This is a genomic window from Acidobacteriota bacterium (genome assembly GCA_009691245.1).
Lineage (GTDB): Bacteria > Acidobacteriota > Terriglobia > 2-12-FULL-54-10 > 2-12-FULL-54-10 > SHUM01.
In genome coordinates this window covers 114,865-134,836 of record SHUM01000001.1, presented here as the reverse complement: position 1 = coordinate 134,836, position 19,972 = coordinate 114,865, and the positions used below count along the sequence as shown (strand labels likewise).

Annotated in this window: 19 protein-coding genes and 1 pseudogene; 12 read left to right on the top strand and 8 right to left on the bottom strand. The window is 59.3% G+C overall.

Going from position 1 to position 19,972, the window contains the following annotated elements:
• Positions 1-122: 122 nt before the first annotated feature.
• From EXQ56_00580 to EXQ56_00555, 6 genes and pseudogenes are all read left to right on the top strand, one after another.
• Positions 123-410: pseudogene (locus tag EXQ56_00580) on the top strand (BrnT family toxin).
• The gene (locus tag EXQ56_00575; GenBank protein ID MSO18955.1) at positions 355-723 is read left to right on the top strand and encodes a hypothetical protein; all 369 of its coding nucleotides are present in this window, start codon (positions 355-357) and stop codon (positions 721-723) included. The pseudogene EXQ56_00580 and the gene EXQ56_00575 overlap by 56 nt, the downstream one beginning before the upstream one ends.
• Before the next feature lie 163 nt (positions 724-886).
• Positions 887-1,768 carry a tetratricopeptide repeat protein gene (locus tag EXQ56_00570; GenBank protein MSO18954.1) on the top strand — a complete coding sequence of 294 codons (882 nt, stop codon included), beginning with the start codon at positions 887-889 and terminating at the stop codon, positions 1,766-1,768.
• Positions 1,769-1,782: 14 nt separating this feature from the next.
• On the top strand, positions 1,783-2,334 hold the full coding sequence (locus tag EXQ56_00565; GenBank protein MSO18953.1) for a hypothetical protein: 552 nt from the start codon (positions 1,783-1,785) through the stop codon (positions 2,332-2,334).
• A gap of 779 nt (positions 2,335-3,113) precedes the next feature.
• Positions 3,114-3,488 carry a hypothetical protein gene (locus tag EXQ56_00560; protein MSO18952.1) on the top strand — a complete coding sequence of 125 codons (375 nt, stop codon included), beginning with the start codon at positions 3,114-3,116 and terminating at the stop codon, positions 3,486-3,488.
• Between the two features lie 52 nt (positions 3,489-3,540).
• Positions 3,541-4,236: a hypothetical protein gene (locus EXQ56_00555; GenBank protein MSO18951.1), complete on the top strand. Its 696-nt coding sequence runs from the start codon at positions 3,541-3,543 to the stop codon at positions 4,234-4,236.
• 30 nt (positions 4,237-4,266) lie between these two features.
• Here the strand turns inward: EXQ56_00555 and polA are convergent, their stop codons facing one another.
• Positions 4,267-7,029 (bottom strand): DNA polymerase I, encoded by a 2,763-nt coding sequence (gene polA / locus EXQ56_00550; GenBank protein MSO18950.1) that lies wholly within the window; start codon positions 7,027-7,029, stop codon positions 4,267-4,269.
• Between the two features lie 150 nt (positions 7,030-7,179).
• Between polA and EXQ56_00545 the strand changes: the two genes are divergently transcribed.
• Together EXQ56_00545 and EXQ56_00540 are read left to right on the top strand one after the other, a co-directional pair.
• Entirely contained in the window at positions 7,180-9,069 is a 1,890-nt protein-coding gene (locus tag EXQ56_00545) for a hypothetical protein (GenBank protein MSO18949.1), read from the top strand.
• Positions 9,070-9,156: 87 nt separating this feature from the next.
• On the top strand, positions 9,157-10,494 hold the full coding sequence (locus tag EXQ56_00540; GenBank protein MSO18948.1) for an MFS transporter: 1,338 nt from the start codon (positions 9,157-9,159) through the stop codon (positions 10,492-10,494).
• 100 nt (positions 10,495-10,594) lie between these two features.
• Here the strand turns inward: EXQ56_00540 and EXQ56_00535 are convergent, their stop codons facing one another.
• A complete protein-coding gene (locus tag EXQ56_00535; protein MSO18947.1) occupies positions 10,595-11,812 on the bottom strand; it encodes a CoA transferase in 1,218 nt (405 codons plus the stop codon).
• 2 nt (positions 11,813-11,814) lie between these two features.
• Complete coding sequence (locus EXQ56_00530) at positions 11,815-12,315, bottom strand: MaoC family dehydratase (protein ID MSO18946.1); 501 nt, start codon at positions 12,313-12,315, stop codon at positions 11,815-11,817.
• A gap of 143 nt (positions 12,316-12,458) precedes the next feature.
• Between EXQ56_00530 and EXQ56_00525 the strand changes: the two genes are divergently transcribed.
• The 4 genes from EXQ56_00525 to EXQ56_00510 all read left to right on the top strand — a co-directional run bounded on the left by EXQ56_00525 (position 12,459) and on the right by EXQ56_00510 (position 15,270).
• Entirely contained in the window at positions 12,459-13,619 is a 1,161-nt protein-coding gene (locus EXQ56_00525) for an acyl-CoA dehydrogenase (protein ID MSO18945.1), read from the top strand.
• Positions 13,504-14,583: a CoA ester lyase gene (locus EXQ56_00520; GenBank protein MSO18944.1), complete on the top strand. Its 1,080-nt coding sequence runs from the start codon at positions 13,504-13,506 to the stop codon at positions 14,581-14,583. Before EXQ56_00525 ends, EXQ56_00520 begins: the two co-directional genes overlap by 116 nt.
• A 64-nt stretch (positions 14,584-14,647) precedes the next feature.
• Complete coding sequence (locus tag EXQ56_00515) at positions 14,648-14,854, top strand: type II toxin-antitoxin system VapB family antitoxin (protein ID MSO18943.1); 207 nt, start codon at positions 14,648-14,650, stop codon at positions 14,852-14,854.
• The gene (locus EXQ56_00510) at positions 14,851-15,270 is read left to right on the top strand and encodes a PIN domain nuclease (protein ID MSO18942.1); all 420 of its coding nucleotides are present in this window, start codon (positions 14,851-14,853) and stop codon (positions 15,268-15,270) included. The genes EXQ56_00515 and EXQ56_00510 overlap by 4 nt, the downstream gene beginning before the upstream one ends.
• Here EXQ56_00510 and EXQ56_00505 read toward each other — a convergent pair.
• From EXQ56_00505 to EXQ56_00485, 5 genes are all read right to left on the bottom strand, one after another.
• Positions 15,267-16,352 carry a hypothetical protein gene (locus EXQ56_00505; GenBank protein ID MSO18941.1) on the bottom strand — a complete coding sequence of 362 codons (1,086 nt, stop codon included), beginning with the start codon at positions 16,350-16,352 and terminating at the stop codon, positions 15,267-15,269. The two genes, EXQ56_00510 and EXQ56_00505, sit on opposite strands and share 4 nt — an antisense overlap.
• A 48-nt stretch (positions 16,353-16,400) precedes the next feature.
• Positions 16,401-17,408 carry an LLM class flavin-dependent oxidoreductase gene (locus EXQ56_00500; protein MSO18940.1) on the bottom strand — a complete coding sequence of 336 codons (1,008 nt, stop codon included), beginning with the start codon at positions 17,406-17,408 and terminating at the stop codon, positions 16,401-16,403.
• Between the two features lie 62 nt (positions 17,409-17,470).
• Entirely contained in the window at positions 17,471-18,244 is a 774-nt protein-coding gene (locus tag EXQ56_00495; protein MSO18939.1) for a hypothetical protein, read from the bottom strand.
• Positions 18,245-18,280: 36 nt separating this feature from the next.
• Positions 18,281-19,198 (bottom strand): CoA transferase subunit A, encoded by a 918-nt coding sequence (locus EXQ56_00490; protein MSO18938.1) that lies wholly within the window; start codon positions 19,196-19,198, stop codon positions 18,281-18,283.
• Positions 19,199-19,286: 88 nt separating this feature from the next.
• Positions 19,287-19,967, bottom strand: a complete 681-nt coding sequence (locus EXQ56_00485) for a (d)CMP kinase (protein MSO18937.1) — start codon at positions 19,965-19,967, stop codon at positions 19,287-19,289.
• Positions 19,968-19,972: the final 5 nt, after the last annotated feature.

Below are 19,972 nucleotides of genomic sequence, written 5' to 3'. Positions count from 1 at the left end.
TACCTACTCCCCATTCCCCGCACTTCCCGCCCCCTTTGTTTTTTCGGCTAGCCTTGACAATCTGCGCAATTAGATGTACAAATTGTACATACCTGCTGAGAACATGCTGTCAAGGGACGTGGATGCTTTTCGAGTGGGACGAAAACAAAAGGAAGGCAAACCTCGCAAAGCATCAGATTGATTTTCGGGATGTCAGGCGGATTTTCCGGGGGGCCGGTATTCGAGAAAGTTGACAGCCGTCGCGGTGAAGACCGCATACTCGCTGTCGGTCTCATGGCGGCATTGAAATCGTGGTCGTCTATGTGATGCGCGGTGAACGGCGACGAATTATTTCGGCAAGGAGAGCGAATCGCGATGAAAGACAGGATTATCAAGACCACCTCGAAGCCACTGGCAAAAGGTCAGAGTGACTTCAAACGCCTGCGCAATATGCGCGATGGAGACATAGACTATTCCGATATTCCCAAACTGGACAAATCGTTCTGGAAGACCGCCAAGCTGGTGATGCCGGAGCCGAAAGACCGCCTGACCATCCGCCTGGACCATGATGTGGTGAAATGGCTAAAAAAGAACGGCAAGGGCTACCAGACGCGCATCAACGCCATTTTGCGCTCTTACATGCAGGCCCAAACCCAGCACCCGCCGGTAGGGACGGTCTCAGGGGTTACGTCCCGTCCCCGGTTTTCTAATGTGAGAAAAGTGACAAGGACGGCCAGTGAATAGAAAACGACAGACGGGGTCACGTAAGAAGGTGCGACGCACCTCCCCGGGAAAACGCCTCATTGCCGACATAGACGAAGTCGTCCCTCACGTGGAAGGGAAGGCTAGTCGCAGCCTCATAAATAACCTAACGCCCGCGCGCGTTCCTAAGACTGGGACTTGGCTATTGACATTAATGCGTCGAAAGGAGGTAGCGAACTGGGCCGCTGTTAGCGGGCTCATAGTTGGAATAACTCTTGGTGCCATCTCGTTGTGGGACTTACGCGCGGCGCGGCAACGGGAAAAAAAACAGGTACTTATTACAGTGTCGGATTTACTTCACGATGCCTGGGATAAGCTGGAGGGAAAGAGAGGTGCCGAATTGGGGACTCTCTCGCTTGCCAACGACGAGGTAGAACGTAGCAGTGTAATTGAGGCTGGCCGAGCAATCGACCAAGTGCTGCGGCTAGACCCAACGAATATCACGGCATTGGGCTATAGAGGTATCTACCTTACAAAACTCGGACAATACGATGCCGCAGAAGATGTATTCAGGCGTGCAATCGTGCTAGACCCCAGAAACGCTTGGCTGTATGAAATTCGAGGGGGTTCGCGTAGAGTGGCTGGTAAACGGAATCTCGCCATGACGGACCTTAAAACCAGCATCGAGCTAAATCCTACTACTGCTGTGTATGAACGGCTGAGCTTGGGGTACTTACTCGAAAGCCAGGGGAAATTGGATGAAGCCATCGCATTGTATCGAAAGGCATCTGAAATCTCGCCAATTTCCGCTCTAGCCCACATGAGGATCGCCGGTGTGCTCCAAAAGCGCGGCGAGTTTGACAATGCAATTAGCGAATACAGAAAGGCTGCCACCGGTCAGCCACCATCGAGTGAATCCTACACTGCTCTAGCATTCGCGGAAGCTTTGACCGGCAATGCGGAACTCGGCGGTGTTTATATCGAGACAGCTCTCCAGCTGGCGCCGCGAGACACACAAGTCCTAGAAGACGTGGGGGGGGCTTCTACCTTGCGGTTGGCAGACCGAAGGAAGCAAGTCTGCATTTAGCCGAAGCAGTAAAATTGAGCCCGAATAACGCGGCGGCCCGCTCCATCCTCGGGTTGTCTTTACTCAGCGAGAATCCGGACGAAGGATGCAAGCAACTCAGCACCAGTTTAATGCTGGACCCAGAAGCTTCGATAGGATTGCTCGGTGATGGGCTTTGTAAGTGGGCTTCCGGCGAGGACTATGCAAACAGTGCTGCGTCGATGAGGAAGTTCGTTGCATTCATCCGTAGAGAGGGAATCTCTGGTACGGTCTATGCGCGGAGCGTAGGTGCGTTGTTTGGCAGATCCAATCCCTTGGTTCGTGACAACATCCCGGATTTAAAATCCGTCCAAGCTGCTCTCCTCAGCGCTCCTAGAGACCTCGAAAACAATGTCTCGCTTGCATTTGCATATGTGGCAGAAGGGAAGAGCAAGCTGGCGCTGGAAACTATTCACAACGTGGAACTCGATGGCGGTGCGTCGGAAGGTGAAGGCCAAATAGCAATTGGATTGTTATATCTTTTACTGGGTCAGTTTGATGAGGCGGACCGTCTCTTTGCGATGGCCGAAGCAATTTCGAAAAAGTAAGGGAGGGGGACAGCCTTTGGAGTGAAAATCGGGGGGACGGACGGGACGTTCACGGCCAATTGTAGGATGTGGCCGGAACCTGAATTACTTTCGCGCCCAATTGATCTCGAACTCGCGCTGGAGGACTTCGCTCAACAGTTCCGCAAGGCCCATGCCATTTTGCTCGGCCTTCCCGGAGAAGTATTCCCAGACTCCGCGCTCGTCGCACTCGCCATCAGCATACACCGAGTGGCACCCGGCGGGCGCTGCCGGATACGACCTCCACGCGAAGGGCGAGTGTCTCAGTTCGCTTGGATGGACGATGGGGCTATAAGTGGGGCAGGCATTCCTGCCTGCTCTCCGGAGGACAGGTCTGGAGACCTGTCCCTACCTGGAGCGCCAACCGGAAACACAACTCAAAAATCGCGGTGCTCGCGGCGCGGGCGGTCTTGGTCGGAGTTGTGGAACTGACGGGCCGGGTTGCGGCAGCGGCGGAGTCTCAACGCAATTATTCAGGAACTTATCCACTAATTTCTTTGGGAAATTCCGAACCTGCCGACGATTCCGCAACGTTGGCGAATCAGACGCAAGTCGCGGAAGAAATTTTCTGCGGAGAGCGGCGGGCGGACAGCGCCGTCAATGGGCGACCGCGAATTTGGTCAGAGTGGTCAGAACCGTGAACGTGTGCACTTTGGGAAAGTTGGATTCTTTGGATAATCTGTCAGGGCGTTAGCAGGGAGGGGGCGGGGCGGCGGCAGGCATCGGTGAGCTACAAAAGTGCATCTTATTGGCGTACACTCATGAGTATGTTTCGCAAGTTAGGGCTGGCCATTTACCGAGTAGTCTTCTGGACCTACGAGCGCGCGACCTGGCAGTACGACGTCATGGTGGCGCTGATCCTAGCCTTCATCTTCCTCTCTCCGCGCGCGTGGTTCAACGACCAGCCCGTCGAGGCGGCGAGCGGCGAGGTGGTGATGGTCCCGAGCGCGCAGGGCGAGATCACCTATCAACTGAGCGCCGCGGTGATCGAGGCCGAGGCCTCATCGAAAGTGGAGCAAGTGGCGCGCCGCGTGCTCGCCAAGCATACCGGCAAGCCGATCCGCATCATGCGCATCGTCCCCAATAAAGACGCCTTCGGGCAGGTTACAAGCTATGCGGTTTCCGTGCATGAGTAGCGACACAAGTGGAATGGGGTTCCCGGCATCCGCTCTTCGCGCGGCGTGCGGGATGCTCTCAACAGCCCTGTTCATAGCGCTTTCGTGGGGTTCAGTCGGACATGCGCAGAGTGACGACCTGGCCTCAACACTGGCGGGCATGGATCAGGCCTCCGCGCAGTTCGCCTCCGTTACCGGCGACATCGAGTACACCAAGGTAACTGTGATCGTGAACGATTTCTCCACCGAGCGTGGCAAGATATTCTTCGAGAAGTCCAAGGGCAAGCTGCGCGTGATGCTGAACTTCACCCACCCGGCTGAGAAGTTCGTGCTGTTCTCCGACGGCAAGGTCCAGCTCTATCAGCCGAAGATAGCGGAGGTGCAAGAGTTCTCGCTCGGCAAGAATCAAAACATGCTGGAGCAGTTTCTGCTGCTTGGCTTCGGGACGTCAGGCTCGGAGTTGCAGAAATCCTATCAAGTGAGTTTCAAGGGCCGCGAGGCCGTGGACGGCCCAGCGGGTAAGCCAGCCGACAAGGAAGAGGCGATTCGTCTGGACCTCACGCCCAAGTCGCAGGGCGTCGCAAACAAGCTCACGCGCATTGAGCTGTGGCTCTCTCCTCAGACCTGGCAACCCATTCAGCAGAAGTTCTACGAGCCCAGCAAAGACTACCTGATCGCGCGCTACCGCGGCGTGAAGCTGAACGCGAAGATTCCCGCCAAGAGCCTGCAGCTTCCGCTGCGCGGCAAAGTGAAAACCACCAAGCATTAATCGCCCGAATCGAGACTTACATCAACGAGGTCATACATCGTCCATGTCGCGCCAGTTACGGCCGGCGAAGACGCTGGTGAGCAGTGGCACGCGGAGCGCGTAAGCCTTCTCCATGCACTCGCGTAGCAGCGCAGCGGTTGCCTGCACGTCTTTCTCAGGAACCTCCAGCACCAACTCGTCGTGGACTTGCAGCAGCATCCGCGCACCGGAGCCGCGCTCGTGCAACTCATGGTCCACGCCAATCATGGCCAGCTTGATCAGGTCGGAGGCACTGCCCTGCAGCGGCGTATTCACCGCCGTGCGTTCGGCGAAGTGTCGCGCGGTGGAGTCCTTGGCGTTGATGTCTGGAATGCGCCGCATCCTTCCGCTCAACGTGCGTACGACGCCCGACTTGCGAACTTCTTCCAGCGTCGCATCGCGGAAGCGGCTCACGCCTTCGTAACGACGGAAGTATTCATCGATGTACTGCTGCGCTTCCCCTTGCGATACTCCCGTCTGCTGCGCCAGCCCAAACGCGCTGATGCCATACACGACGCCGTAGTTGATGGCCTTGGCGCGGCGGCGATGCTCGTCGGTCTGGTCCGAAGCGGACACGCCGAACACGGCGGACGCCGTCAGCGAGTGAATGTCATCACCACGTTGGAATGCCTCCAGCAGCAGCGGGTCTTCACTGAAGTGCGCCAGCAACCGCAGCTCAATCTGCGAATAGTCCGCCGCCAGCAGGACATGGCCCGGCTCGGCGATAAATGCCGCGCGGATCTCCCTGCCCAGCTCGGTGCGGATGGGAATGTTCTGCAAATTGGGGTTGTGCGACGACAGCCGGCCAGTGGCCGCGCCCGCTTGATTGAAGCTGGTGTGCAAACGTCCGGTAACCGGATTGCGCAACGCAGGCAACACGTCCACATAAGTAGACTTGAGCTTCGATAGTTGCCGATACTCCAGCACCCGCCGCGGCGCATCATGCGTCTGCGCCAGTTCTTCGAGCACATCCACCGCCGTCGAGACCGACTTGCTCTTGCCGCGTTTGCGCGGCGCGGGCAGGCCCATTTTTTCAAAGAGCACTTCGCCAAGCTGCTTCGGCGAATTGATATTGAACTCCGCGCCAGTGAGCCGGAAGATTTCCTTGCGCAGTGTTTCGATCTCACCTTCAAAGCGCTTCGACAATCGCTTGAGCTGCTCCGCGTCGATCAATATTCCCGCCGATTCCATCCTCGCAAGGATGGCTGCGACCGGCAGCTCCACTTCGGAATAGACTTTCTCCAGCTTCCACTCACGAATCTCCGGGATCAGCAGCGCGACAAGCTGAGCGGTCAGGTCAGCAGCCTCGGCAGCGGCCTCCGGCGCGTCTTTATCAGGTCTCACGCCCAGCCGCCGGTCGGCGATGGTGGCCAGATCATGCCGACTGTCGGATGCGTCGAGCAAAGCGGAATAGAGAAACGTGTCATGCTCAACACCACGCAGCTCCACGCCGGATCGCGCCAGCACCAGCCGCGCCGTCTTGGAATCATGCACTGCCTTGCGCGCGTCCGCATCAGATAACCAATTGCGGATGGCGGCGAAGGCCTCCGGCGCAATTGCGCGCGCGCGATCCGCGTCGGTTGCGAGTCCAATTCGTGGAGAGGTATCAGCGGTTTCAATAACCAGCCCGAGCGGATTCGCGTGTAGATCCAGCAGCGGGGCGGCATCTCCCGAGTCGTCATCGGGCAGTCCGCCCTGCGCGGCATCAATCACCGCCAGCGAGACGGGCGCGCCTTGCGGCAGCGCTGCCAAAAATTCGCGGACGCTCGCCGCGGTCGACAGCGTGGCGTAGTCCTTCGGCGCCTCGTGCTCCGTGGAGGGAAGTTCCTTCAGGAACGTTGTAAAGTTCATGTCGCGGAACAGCTCGCGCAGCAGGCTGGGATCCTGTTCGGCACGCACCAGATGGTCGAGATGGAGCGGGACCGGCGCGGAGCAGTCGATCGTCGCCAACCGCTTGCTTAAGAGTATCTGCTCGCGGTTATTTTCCAGAGATTCACGGTACGTTTTTTTAGTCACCTCGGAGGCGTGCTCCAGGCAACCTTCCACGCTTCCATATTTCTGAATCAGCTCGCGCGCTCCCTTGTCGCCGATGCCCGGCGCACCGGGGATATTGTCGACCGCATCGCCCAGCAACGCCAGCAGATCAGGCACCTGCGCGGGCAAAACGCCCATCTGCTCAAACACCTGCGCGGACTCGTAAACGCGGTTGTCCTTCATCGGATTGATCACGCGCACCGTGCCACCCACCAGTTGCAGCATGTCCTTGTCGCTGGTGATGATGAGCACTTCTGTGCCGAGCTGCGCCGCCTGCCGCGCCAGCGCGCCGATGACGTCATCGGCCTCGTAACCCTTCTCCGCCAGAATCGGAATACGCAGCGCCGCAAGCAAGCGGCGGATGTGCGGCAACTGCTCGGCCAGATCCGCTGGCATCTCCTCGCGATTGGCCTTGTAGTCGGTGAACTCCTCGTGGCGAAAGGTGGGGCCTTCCAGGTCATAGACGGCGGTGATGTACTCCGGCTGATAATCTTCGAGCAGCTTGCGCAGCATGGTGTACATACCGTAAACGGCCTGCGTGGGATGCCCCTCGCGATTAGTCAGCCGCGGCAACGCATGATAGGCGCGGAAGATATAACCCATCGTATCGATCAGGAACAATCGTGGGTGCGATGAGGAGCGCGCCCCGGTCGCCTTTACGGGTGCCGCGCCGGCCTGCTCATTTGAAGATATGTCGCTCACTGGATGACCCCCACGATATTCTGCGTGCCCAATCTTCATGCCCCGTATTTCATAGCCGGAATTTGGTGCCCCGAATTTGGTGCCTTAGTTGTGGCAGCGCCTATCTTAACAAGGCCCGGTGATTCTGGCCACGCCGCGAGCGTGGCATACTATGTGGTAAAGTCTCCGTGCGTCTGGATGAGGTGCAGCATGAGGATGAAATACTTCTTTGACCGTTTCGCTGCGCGGCCAAGACGGCTGCTGCTGATTCCGCTGTGCGTCACCATTCTTATCGCAGGCATCAGCACACAGGCAGCGATTCAGTTGCGGACTGTCGCCACGGGCCTGAGCGCGCCCATCTACGCAACCGGAGCGGGTGATAGCAGCGGGCGCTTGTTCATCGTCGAGCAGGCCGGACGCATTCGCATTCTCGTCGGCAGCACGCTTGTGGCGACGCCGTTCCTCGACATCCGCAGCCGCGTGCGATTCGGCGGCGAGATGGGTTTACTCGGCCTGGCCTTCCATCCCCGCTACGGTGAAAACGGCCGGTTTTTCGTCAATTACACACGCACCGGCGCGGCCGGCCTTGAAACGGTCATCGCCGAATACGCCGTTTCCGCCGGTAACGCCAACATGGCCGCGACTGATTCAGAACGCATCCTGCTTACCTACTCGCAGCCCTTTGAAAATCACAACGGAGGCATGGTGGCGTTTGGTCCCGACGGATTTCTCTACATCGCCAGCGGCGACGGAGGCGCTGGCGGCGACCCGCAGGGCAACGGACAAAATCTCTCATCGCTGCTCGGCAAGACTCTGCGCATCGACATCGACTCCGCGACACCCTACGGCATTCCGCCGGATAATCCCTTCGCCGCGTCGCCGGGCCGCGATGAAATTTTTGCCTACGGCTTGCGCAATCCCTGGCGATTCTCCTTTGACCGCGCAGGAGGCGACCGTGCGGGCGGACGGTTGTTCGCAGGCGATGTGGGGCAGGACGCGCTGGAGGAGATCGACATCATCGTCAAAGGCGGCAACTACGGTTGGAATCGGATGGAGGGCAGACGCTGCTACAGCCCCTCCACGAACTGCAATCGCGACGGCTTGGCGCTACCAATTCATGAATACGGTCGCAGCGACGGCGCATCCGTCACCGGCGGCTATGTTTACCGTGGCGCTTCCGTGCCTTCCCTTTTCGGCAAGTATGTCTTTGCTGATTTCGTGACGGGTCGCATCTGGGCGCTGAGCGAACTCTCGACCGGCGCTTGGCGTAACGAAGAGCTGCTTCGCAGCGGCCTGAACATCAGCTCATTCGGCGAGGACGACCAGGGTGAGCTTTATCTCAACGATTACAGCGGCACAGTCCGCCAAATCATCAGCGATGGACGCGAGCCGCGCATGAACGCGGTGGGACCGGTGAACGCGGCGAGTTTCCTCCTCGGCGACATCGCTCCGGGCGAGATCCTTACCCTGTTTGGCTCTGGGCTGGGCCCCGCGCAAGGGCTGGGCGCGCAACTGGACGGACAAGGGCGCATCAGCAGAGTGGTCGCCGAGTCGCGCATCTGGTTCGATGAATTCGCCGCGCCGCTCTACTACACGCAGTCGGATCAGGTGAATGCACAAGTACCCTACGGCATCTCTGGCCGCGTGCGCGTAATGGTCCAGACCGAATATCAGAATGCGCTTTCCAATCCCTTCACCGCCAAAGTGGCAGCCGCCGCGCCCGGTTTGTTTACGCTCACCGAGGGACGCGGTCCCGGCGCGATTCTAAACTCCGACTTGTCCGTAAACTCCGCGGCGCGTCCGGCGGCGCGCGGCTCGGAGATTGTCCTCTACGCCACCGGCGAGGGGCAGACACAGCCCGCAAGTGTGGAGGGAGTGCTGGCGCAGTCCCCCTTCCCCGCCCCAGTGCTTCCCGTCGCCGTGCGCATTGGCGGCGCTCCGGCCACGGTTCGCTTCGCTGGAGCCGCGCCCGGATTTGCCGGCCTCTTGCAAATTAATGTAGTCGTGCCCGCGAATATTACCATAGGCAGTTCGGTACCCGTTGAACTACAGATCGGCGGTTTTGCCAGCCAGCCCGGTGTAACCGTGGCCATCAACTAACCCTTCAGGATTCGCTGTTCATATATACTGTTGGCGGCGTCAGAGATTCTTATTGAACGTCTCATGGAACCTGAGGAGAATTAAGCGATGGCGGGACCAATGGCTGCGGGGTCGGGCAGTAAGGTATCGATTGGCCAAATGCTGGGCACCAAGCGCTGGTTGCTGGTGGCCACCAGCATGTTGCTGTGGTGGACCATCGGCCAGTTCGACAAGATCAACATCTCTCTGGTCATCGCCGACAAAGGATTCCTCGACGAACTACAGATGGATGGCCGCTTCGGCGAACTCGGTGGGCTGATGTCGCTTTTCTTCGTCGGCTATGGCGTCTCCATTTTTTTCTGGGGCCTGCTGGTGGATCGTTTCGGCGCGCGCGCCTGCCTGATTGCCGGAACGCTGGGTTGGGCCGCGGTAATGGTTCTGATGTCGCGGGCCACCAGCTTGCAGGAACTGTACGTGGCCCGTTTTCTGCTGGGCGTGGCCGAAGGAAACATGTGGCCGGTGAGCAACTCGCTCACCAACCGCTGGTTCCCCTCGCGCGAGCATTCCCGCGCACAGACGTTTTGGCTCACCGGACCGAGCCTCGGCACCGCGCTGGGCGTGCCTCTCATCAGCGCGCTAATCGTCAGCAGCAATTGGCGCGGCATGATCCTCGCGCTGGCGGGCATCTCGCTCATCCCTCTCATCAATTTTTTCTTCATCTCCAGCACGCCGCAGGATCAGAAGGGCCTCGACTCGCGCGAGCTGGCCGACATTGAGGCGGATCGCAAGCAGGAACGCGCGGTGGTCAAGATGACCTTTGGCGACTTGCTGCGCAGCGGCTCATTCTGGATCATCACGCTGTGCACCATCATCTCCGTGACCACCATCTTTACGATGATTCAGTGGACGCCCAGCTTCGTCCTCTCGCAGCGCGGACTTACGCGCGGGGAGATGAGCACGTGGCTCACCATCGGCTACCTGCTCGCCGTACCGCTGACGGTGCTGGTGGGCATTATCGCCGACCGCACCATGAAGCGCGCCCTGACCGCGATGGCCACCTGCCTGGTCTTTGTGATCGTAGTTCTGCCCGCGGCGCACTGGGGGCCTGCCGCCTTGAGCGCCGTGCTGCTGGCCGCGCTGACCGCCGTGCCCTGCAGCATCGCCGCACTGAATGGTGCGCTGCTGCATACACTGGTCCGTCCCGAGGCCATCGCTCGAGGAACAGGAATCTATATGTGCGTGGGCAGTCTCGTGTCCGCAATCGGCCCGTGGGCCTTCGGCAAGCTGATCGGTGCGCTTGGTGGAGCGTACTGGGGCGGTTTCCTGTTCTTGTTGATGATGAATGTCCTCGGTGCCATCTGCTACTTCACGCTGCACCGCGTCGCCATGCGCGACCGCGAGTCCGCACTGGTGGCCGTGCAGATGTCAGCAAGCGGGGCGGATTAATCTCTAAACAGAGCCGCGACCGGGAGAGAGCGGTCATGCGATGCCGCCTGGCGGCTCCACTGAGAAACCGCTCCCGCCCGGTCGCGGCTCTGTCGCACAATCAGGAAATGGTTTGATCGGCCTTCATTGCGGCAATCTCTTCGCTTGAGAAACCTAGTTCATTGAGGATGGCTTCAGTGTCCGCTCCGAGGTCCGGCACGGGATCGAGGCGCGGCGGGCTGTCCGACATGCGTAGCGCGCTGGCGATCACCGGCACTTCGCCGACTGGCGAGGCGACCTGCTGGATCATATGGCGTGCAAGTGTTTGCGGATGCGACAGCACTTGCGCGATGCCTCTGACGATGCCGTGCGGCAGCCGCGCGGTCTCCAGCCGCTGTAGCCACTCCGCCGCTGGCCGTGTCAGAAATATCTTTTCAATCAATTTCTCCAGCACCACGCGGTTGGCGCGGCGCAACTCGGATGTGGCGAACTTCGCGTCATCGAGCAGATCGGGACGTTCAATGACCTGCTGGCAAAAAACCGTCCAGTCAAGCGCAGTGGCTACCGCAAGATTTACATATACGCCATCGCTCGCCAAATACGGCCCGTAAGGCGTAACGAAGTGGTGGCGCATGCCGACACGCTCCGGTTCCTCGCCGCGATGCCAGAAGTGGTGCGGGAAATAGCCCAGCCAGGAAAGCAACGACTCAAACATCGAGACGTCCAGCACCTGCCCGCGCCCGGTTCGCTCACGCTCGTAGAGCGCGGCGAGAATGCCCGATGTCGCGTACATCGAGACGGCCAAGTCGGCGATGGGAACGCTCACCTTCGCAGGATGTTCGGGTGTTCCGGTGCTGGCGATGACACCAGCCTCGCCCTGTATCAGCAGGTCGTAGGCTTTCACATCGCGATACGGTCCATCCTGCCCGTAGCCCGAAACTGAGCAGTAGATAAGTCGAGGATTCATCGCGCGCAACTTCGCCGCGCCAAAGCCCAGCCGCTCCGCCACACCGGGCGCGAAGTTCTCAAGGAACACATCCACCTGCGCGGCCAGCTTCTCGACGGCGGCGCGCCCGGCAGGCTTCTTCACATCAATGGCGAAGCTGCGCTTGTTGTAGTTCAGCCAAACATAGCCCGACGCCAGCCCACGCACGGCCGAGTCCCAGCCGCGCAGGATATCGCCTTCGCTGGGCTTCTCGATCTTGATGACCTCGGCGCCCAGATCGGCCAACAGTCGGCTGCAATGCGGCGCCGAGACGGAAGCCTCCAGCGCCAGCACACGCACACCATCGAGAGCGCGGCGCGGCGCGGTGATTGACTTTAAGGGAGTGTTCGCCATTCTTACTTCTTCACTTCGGGAAACAGGTTTTGCAGCGGCGCGTGCGCGCGCTTATAGACCATCACCGAGCGCACGTAGTCGATGACCACCTTACCCTCCTGCTGGATGCCGCGCGTTCGCACCTTGATGATGCCCCATTGCGGCTTCGATTTTGACTCGCGTATCTCCAACACCTCAGACTCGGAATAAATCGTATCGCCGGCAAAGAGCGGGCCGGGCAGTTTGATCTCATCCCAGCCCAGAGCGAAGCCGTTCTCACTGACGTCGGCCACGCCCATGCCTGCAACAATCGCCAGGGTCAGCGCGCTGTTGATGAGGCATTTGCCGAACTCGGTGCGCTTGCCGTAGTCATTATTGAAGTGAATCTGATTGGTGTTGTTGGTCAGCAGCGTGAACCAGATGTTGTCGTTCTCCGTTACGGTCCGACCCAGGCGGCACCGATAAATATCGCCCACCACGAAGTCCTCAAAAAATCTTCCTTCCCAACCCGGCTTTACCGCCATGATGAATCCTCCTGATAAAACCCTGACCTGCTGGACTTTTTGGAATGAAGCAAGTCATCTTATATACTACGTCCTCAGCGCCTGGAACAAGCTGCGAGCTCATGGCCTCGAGAACTTAACTTCATTGATAGCGAGCTGACCCAATGCCCACAACTCTTACCGAAGACCAATTGGCCATCCGTGGCGCCGTGCGCGAGCTATGCCGTGATTATCCCGACGCCTATTGGCGCGAAGTAGACAAGGCCGAGCGCTACCCAAAGGAGTTCATCGACGCGCTCACCAAATCCGGCTACCTCGCCGCGCTGATCCCGGAAGAGTACGGCGGCGCGGGCCTGGGTCTCACTGACGCCAGCATTATTCTTGAAGAGATGAACCGCTCAGGCTGCAACTCCGGCGCCTGCCACGCGCAGATGTACATCATGGGCACGCTGCTGCGCCACGGCAACGACCGTCAGAAGAAACAGTACCTGCCGGGGATCGCCAGCGGCGAGATTCGCATGCAGGCGTTTGCCGTTACCGAGCCGAACGCCGGTTCGGAGACCACGCGCATCGAGACGAAAGCAATCCGCCAGGGCGATAAGTACATCGTCAACGGGCAGAAAATTTTCATCTCGCGCGTCAAGCAATCCGACCTGATGCTACTGCTGGCGCGCACCACGCCATACGACGAGCTGAAGGACAAGACACGCGGCCTCTCCGTCTTCATCGTGGATATGCGCAACGTGAAGGGCAAGCTCGACGTGCAGCCGCTCGACATCATGATCAATCATCACACCAACACGGTCTTCTTCGAGGACGTGGAGATTCCAGCCGAAAATCTGGTCGGCGAGGAGGGCATGGGCTTCCGCTACATCATCGACGGCTGGAACGCCGAGCGCATTCTGATTGCCGCCGAGGCCATCGGCGATGGCCGCTGGTTTGTGGATCGTGCCTCGAAGTACGCCACTGAGCGAGTCGTCTTTGGCCGCCCCATCGGCGCGAATCAGGGCGTGCAGTTCCCCATCGCGCAGGCATACGCGCATGTGGAGGCCGCCGACCTGATGCGCTTCCACGCCGCCGCGAAATTTGAGCGCGGCGAGAAGTGCGGCGCGGAAGCCAACATGGCAAAAATGCTCGCCGCCGACGCCGCGTGGGAAGCCGCCAACGTTTGCCTGAACACCTACGGCGGCTATGGCTTTGCCCGCGACTATGACGTCGAACGCAAATTCCGCGAGACGCGCCTGTTCACCGTGGCCCCAGTCAACAACAACATGGTGCTGGCGTTCCTCGGCCAGAACGTGCTGGGAATGCCGCGCTCGTATTAAATTTTATCCGAGCCGCGACAGTAATGGAGCGGCCACTATCTTTGAAGGCGAGAATTATCTAATGTCCAACCAAACTGCACGACTGCTGCGCTCTTGGATGTTCGTACCCGGCCATCGACAAAAGATGATTGAGAAATCATTCGGGCTGACGAAGCTCGACGCGGTCATGCTCGACATTGAAGATGGCGTCGCGCCCGCCGAAAAGCAAGCGGCGCGCGAGCAGATCGCGCTGGCACTCGACAAGGTCGCGGCGTCAGACGCACTCACGCCCGCGCTCTACGTGCGCATCAACGCCGTGGGCCACGCGCGCATGTTTGACGACATGGCAGCAGTGATTCGTCCCGGGTTGGAAGGGTTGGTGCTGCCGAAAGTGAACTCGCCGGAAGAGATTGAGACGGTGGAAGAATATCTGGATCGCATGGAGCCGGAGAAGGGCATAGCGCGCAATAGCACACGCCTTTTGGTGGCGATTGAAAGCCCGCGCGGCTTGCTCCGCGCGCAGGAGATTGCCGCGGCCTCGCCGCGCGTCATCGGACTGATTTTCGGTGCCGAGGATTTTGGCCGTGAGCTGGGCCTTCCCCTGCAGCGCGAAGGCGAAGCGCGCGACCTGCTCTACGCGCGCTCGGCGTTTGTCTGCGGAGCCGCCGCCGCCAATGTGCAAGCTATCGACGGCGTCTGGCCCGACTTGAACGACGTGGACGGCTGTGTGAGATTCGCGCAGCAGGCACGCCGAATCGGCTTCACCGGCATGTCACTGATTCATCCCTCGCAGATTGACGCGGTCAACGCCGCGTTCACGCCCACCGCCGCCGAACTGGATTACTGCCGCAAAGTCATTCAAGCCTTCGATGAGGCCCAGGCACGCGGCGACGGCGCGGTTGCCTTCGGCGGCCAGTTGCTCGACCTGCCCATCATCGAGCGTGCCCGCCGCACCCTAGCGCTCGCCGAATCGCTCCATGCCTAAGCTATCCATCACACTTGAAGCTACACACTCTGTTGTGTAGACTTAATTGTAGGAGGTGCTTCGGATGGCGACTAATCTTGCAATAGAGGACAAGCTGATTGAAGAGGCACGGCGAATCGGAAAACACAAGACCAAGAAGGATGCGGTCACTGTCGCGCTGCAGGAGTATATCAAGCGGATCAAGCAGCGTCGGATCATCTCATTATTCGGCACGCTGCATTGGGATCCCGACTACGACTATAAAGTTGAGCGCCGGAGAAAGCGCTTGTGAAAGTTCTCGTTGACACGTCTGTATGGTCTGTTGCCCTGCGAGCAACCAAAAAGCGACTGAACCCGGAGCAGATGCGCTTTAAGGAAGTGCTTACAGAGTTGATCCTGGAAGGCAGGGTGGAAATTATCGGAGCGATCCGTCAGGAGATGCTCTCGGGCATACGCGAACAGAGCGAGTTTCTGGGGTTGCGTGAGGAACTGAGGCTTTTCGATGACGCTGAAATGACTCGAGAGGACTACGAGCAAGCTGCCCGCATGTTCAATGACTGTCGTATGGCAGGCATAACCGGTTCCCCGGTGGACTTACTTATCTGTGCTGTGGCTCTGAATCGCAAATGGCAGATTCTAACCGCAGACAAAGATTTTCAGCATTTTGCCAGCCATGTGCATGTCTCCCTGTTCCAAATCATGAACTAATGTGCCACTACCGGCGGAGCCTCCTTGTAAATCTTGGCAAAGTCGGTGGATGGTGAATCCAGCCACATCAGTTTTGCGGGATTGTCTTGCAGCATCACCTTCACTTCTTTTTCGCTGATGCCGAAGCCGAGCAGCGCGCGGATGAAGACGCGCATGCCGTCGATCGAGTCCATGTGCAGCACCTGGCCGAAGTCGCTGCCGATGATGCAGCGGTCGGCTCCGATGGCTTTGATGGTCTTCACCGTTTCCATCGGATCGGCAACGGGCTGGTAGAGGCTGGGGATCATCGGCTGGCAGTACGTCCCGACGTATACGCCGAGGTCGGCCAGTTCCTTCATCTCATCGAGCAATAGCTTGTTTAACTCCAGCAGCGGGTGATCGAGCGTGGCGCGCACACCGAGCTTTTTGGCGAGCTTCGCCAGCGGCAGCAGTTCCTTGAAGTCTGTGTGGCCGAATCCCATGCCGACCTTCTTAGCCACGGCCATCTCCATGATCTCCTGCACCTCGGGCAACACTTCGCCGTTGTCGCCCACCAGGCGCACGTCGGTGCGCTGCAACTTGCCGTCGGGGCGTTTTCCTGTGCCGCGCCAGAAGCCGAACGAAGTGAATGTCGGAAACCAGATCATCTTGCAGTTGGGATATTGCAACGCAACGCGCACTGCGTCCGGGTTCGCGCCGAAGCAGGTGCCCGTGCCGCCATAGACCTCCACGGGATGCGTCAACTCGCCGCGCTCGATAAGCGAGTCGATGTGGCGCTGCACCAGATAGGCCGAGCTGGCGCTGACGTTCCAGTGATCCTTAAACGCCAGCGCGCGCATGCCGGCGCGCGAGGCGTCCACCGCGATCTGAAACATGTCCTGTGAGCGATGCACAAAATCCGGATAGCCGTGGATGTGGCAATCAATCGCGCCGCGCAGCAACTCATTCTCGATGCCGGGATGAATCTTGGTGATCTCCGGATTGTCCTTGAGCATCTGGTAAAAATAATCTTTGGCGTTCAACTCGCGCACGCGCTCCACAGTGAGCACTCGGCCCACCAGCAACTGACGAGCGGCCTCTGAATCGGCGGCAAAATCGCACATAATGACTTTCCTCCACAGGATTGATTGACTGATTTATTATCCAAGAAATTATTTTGCGGTCCTTCTCCAGCCTTCAATAAAGCGGGCAGCGTCCTCTGCGTTTGGCTCCTGCGCTGGAACGTACGGCACGGACAAGCGCGTAACTCCGGACTCAACGAACGGCGCGAGCCGGTCGCGCACTTCCTCGACAGACGTCGCGGGAATCACCGGCAGCTTGTCCATATACTCATCGGTCAGCGCGGCCTGCGCGGCCTTGAATCCGTTGGCCTTGAACGCGGCGGCGATGGCGTCCACTTCCTTCTCGAAGCCGCACTCGCGCAGCATCTTGCTGTAGTGGTCGGCGATGTTGTAAAACGTCAGCACCTGGCGCAGCTTCTGCCGTGCCACCGCGCGGTCAGGATGCACGCAGACGCGCACCTTAGCCATGATCTCCACCTTTTTGGGATCGCGGCCCGCGTCAATAGCGCCCTGCTGCACGCGCCCGGCGATCTCGCGCACCTTCGCGGGGATGCCCATATTGATGACCACGCCTTCGCTGATCTCTCCGACCAGATGCGTCATCTTCGGCCCCAGTCCCGCAAGGTAGATGGGAATCTGCGGATAGCGCGGCTTCCAGGAGAGTTGAAAGCGCTTGCCGGTGCTGTAGATTTCGCCAGTGTATTCCACGCGCTCACCGGCAGCGGCTTTGCGAACAATCTCCGTGTATTCGCGGATGCGGCGCAGCGGGCGGTCGAACACGCCGCCATGCCACTCGGCGATGGTCTTGTTCGCCACACCGAGACCGAGTATCAACCGGCCGTGCGACAGGTCTTGCAGCGTGGCCACTTGAATGCCCATGGTGATTGGGCTGCGACCGTAGATGTGATAAATTGCCGTGCCCACCTTCAGCGTCTTGGTGCGCGCGGCAATGCCGGTGAGCGCAACGATGGGATCAGTGGAGTTCGACTCGCCCTTCCAAAAACAGTCGAAGCCTGCGTCCTCGACACGAGGAGCCAGTTCCATTAATTCATCCGCGGGGTAATGGGCCACGGAGTTTAGTTCAATGTCGAATACCACGGCGTAACTCTCCTTGCGTGAATTGTTACTGGACCACGTGTGATCAGGCGCAGTCTGTGACTCTAACCCAAATAGACTCGTTTGGGGTCAATCTCTTCGCGCAGTATGCGCAGGTCTTCCGGGGTGGGCAACGGTGTTTCAGGAACATTCTCCAGGACGAGCAATGGAAACCCGGTGTTCTCGCGCACCTGCTCCACTCGTATGCCGGGATGCACGGAGACGATCATCGCCTCGCGCGTCTCGGCATGAAATCCAAGCACGGCCATGTCAGTGATGATGCGGTGAGGTCCCCCGCCGCGCAGGTTCAGCTCGGCGCGGCTTTTTCCGCCGACGTAGCCCGGTGAGGTGATGTGCGAAACCACGGCGGGCAACTTGCGTTTCTCATGCCGCATGATCACGATCACACGCTTGGCCAATGAGGCGACATCGTTGCCTCCCGCGCTCCCGTTAAAATATTTGACCTTGGACTGGCCAGGGGTTGTTTCGTCCTTCAACAACGTGGTGTTGATGTTACCATGTCGGTCGATCTCAAGCGATCCGAGGAACCCCACGTCCACCACACCTCGATGCAAGTTCATTCCCAAAATGTCGAGGAACCCGCTCCAGCAGGTGGCTCCGTGAAATATACGCGAGTCGGCCAATCCCACCGGCGTGTCGATGGGATTGGTGTTCACCACGCCGATCTCCAACAGCGAAGTCAGCCCCGGCGCGTGAGTGCGCCGCGCCAACATGCAGGCCACCTGTGGTAGGCCAAGCCCGACGACAACGGTCTCGCCATCGCGCAGCTCGCGTGCGCCCGCCACCGCCATGATCTCGTTCGTGCGTACCGCGTTCATCTCGCTCCTGTCGCCTGCCTATTTTAACTGGGGTAACTAATATCCCAGCACGGGATCGGCCTTCAGCTTTTCCTGCATCGCCGCGCCGCCGACCTTCTCCAAATACTCGGCGTGATCCCGCGTGCCGTAAATGAATTCGTCAATATATTGTTTCACGCCCTCGCGTGTGCGCGCGCGCTCCACATATAGCTTCAAATGTTCTGAGTCGTAGTCGTAACAACCGTATACCGAGGTCGGATGCGCCCCGAACGGCTGATGAATCACGGCCTCGACGCGGTGCGCTGGGATGATCGTGCGTGCGGGATGCTGCTGAAATAAACTCGTTGGCGCGATTTCTTCGGCAATGAGGATGATGCGATGAGCAGCCTTGGCTTGCTCTTCGTTCTCCCAACGCGGCCCGTGTATCTGGCAATTGCCCTGCTCATCGGCCACCTGCACATGCACCAGCGACACGTCCGGCTGAATCGCCTTCAACAACACATAAGGTTCGCCGGTAAACGGGCAGTCCATCCGACGGATGTAATCCGCGCCACCACCACGTTCCAGCCGCTCCAGCACCTCGGAGGCGATCATTGATTTAATGGGGATGAAGGAGATGCCAAGCGCGCCGGCGAGATAGGAAAAGCATATTGAAAGGCTGGTGTAATCCAGCGACTCCACCTCGCCCGTCTCGCGCGCGCGATTCACGCATTGCACCAGACCGAAGCGATCGAGCGATCCGCCGCCCACCATCAACCGCTTCACGCATCCGGCTCCGACCAGCAGGTCCGTGTCCAGGCCCATCACGCATTGCGATAAAGTCAGTTCTCGGCGATTCTGCCGGATCAGCTCATGCGCGACGGTGATGACGTTGCGCGCGATGGCGAATCCACCGAGCGCAATGTGCGCGCCGTCGGGGATGGTCTTCACGACCGCGGCGACCGACTTGAGTTTATTTGTCACCTGTAATTGCAGCCTTTGTGAATCAAATGTCCGTAGGTAAACTTACTCACGCACCGCAGTATTTTAGCAAGATATGAAGCTTGTTGGGGACAATCGCAACTCAGTTTTTCCGTGCCGCCACAGCCTCCACCATGGACCAGACGCGCTCCAGCACCTCCGCCGCCGTGAGTTGCGAAGAATCTACGTGGACCGCATCATCAGATGGAATCAGCGGGGAGGCCTGCCGGGTCCGGTCACGGCGGTCGCGTTCCTCGATCTGCTCTTGCACTTCGCTCTTGGTGATCTGTCCCACCGATTCCCCGTCGTTGAAACGCCGCGTGCTGCGGACGTCCGGGGCGGCATCCAGATAAATCTTCAGGTGGGCGCTCGGAAACACCACCGTGCCGATGTCGCGCCCCTCCATTACTACGCTGTGGGTGGAATCACCCAACGCGCGTTGATGAACGACCATGAGTTCGCGCACGCGCGGAATGGTGGAGACGATGGACGCCGCGTCGGTAACATCCGCTGCGCGAATCCGTTCCGTGACATCACAGCCATCCAGATGGACGCGCATTCCGGCGGCAGTTTCCACGAAACGAATCGCAATCTGCTCGGCCAGGTTTGCAACAGCGACCGCATCATTGCTGGCCACGCCGCTCTCGATTGACTTCAATCCCACCGCGCGGTACATCGCCCCGCTCTCCACAAATGAGCAACCGAGACGCGCGGCCAAGGCGCGGCCCAGCGTACTCTTGCCCACACCAGAGGGTCCGTCAATGGCGATGATTAGCGGCTTCATGGTTC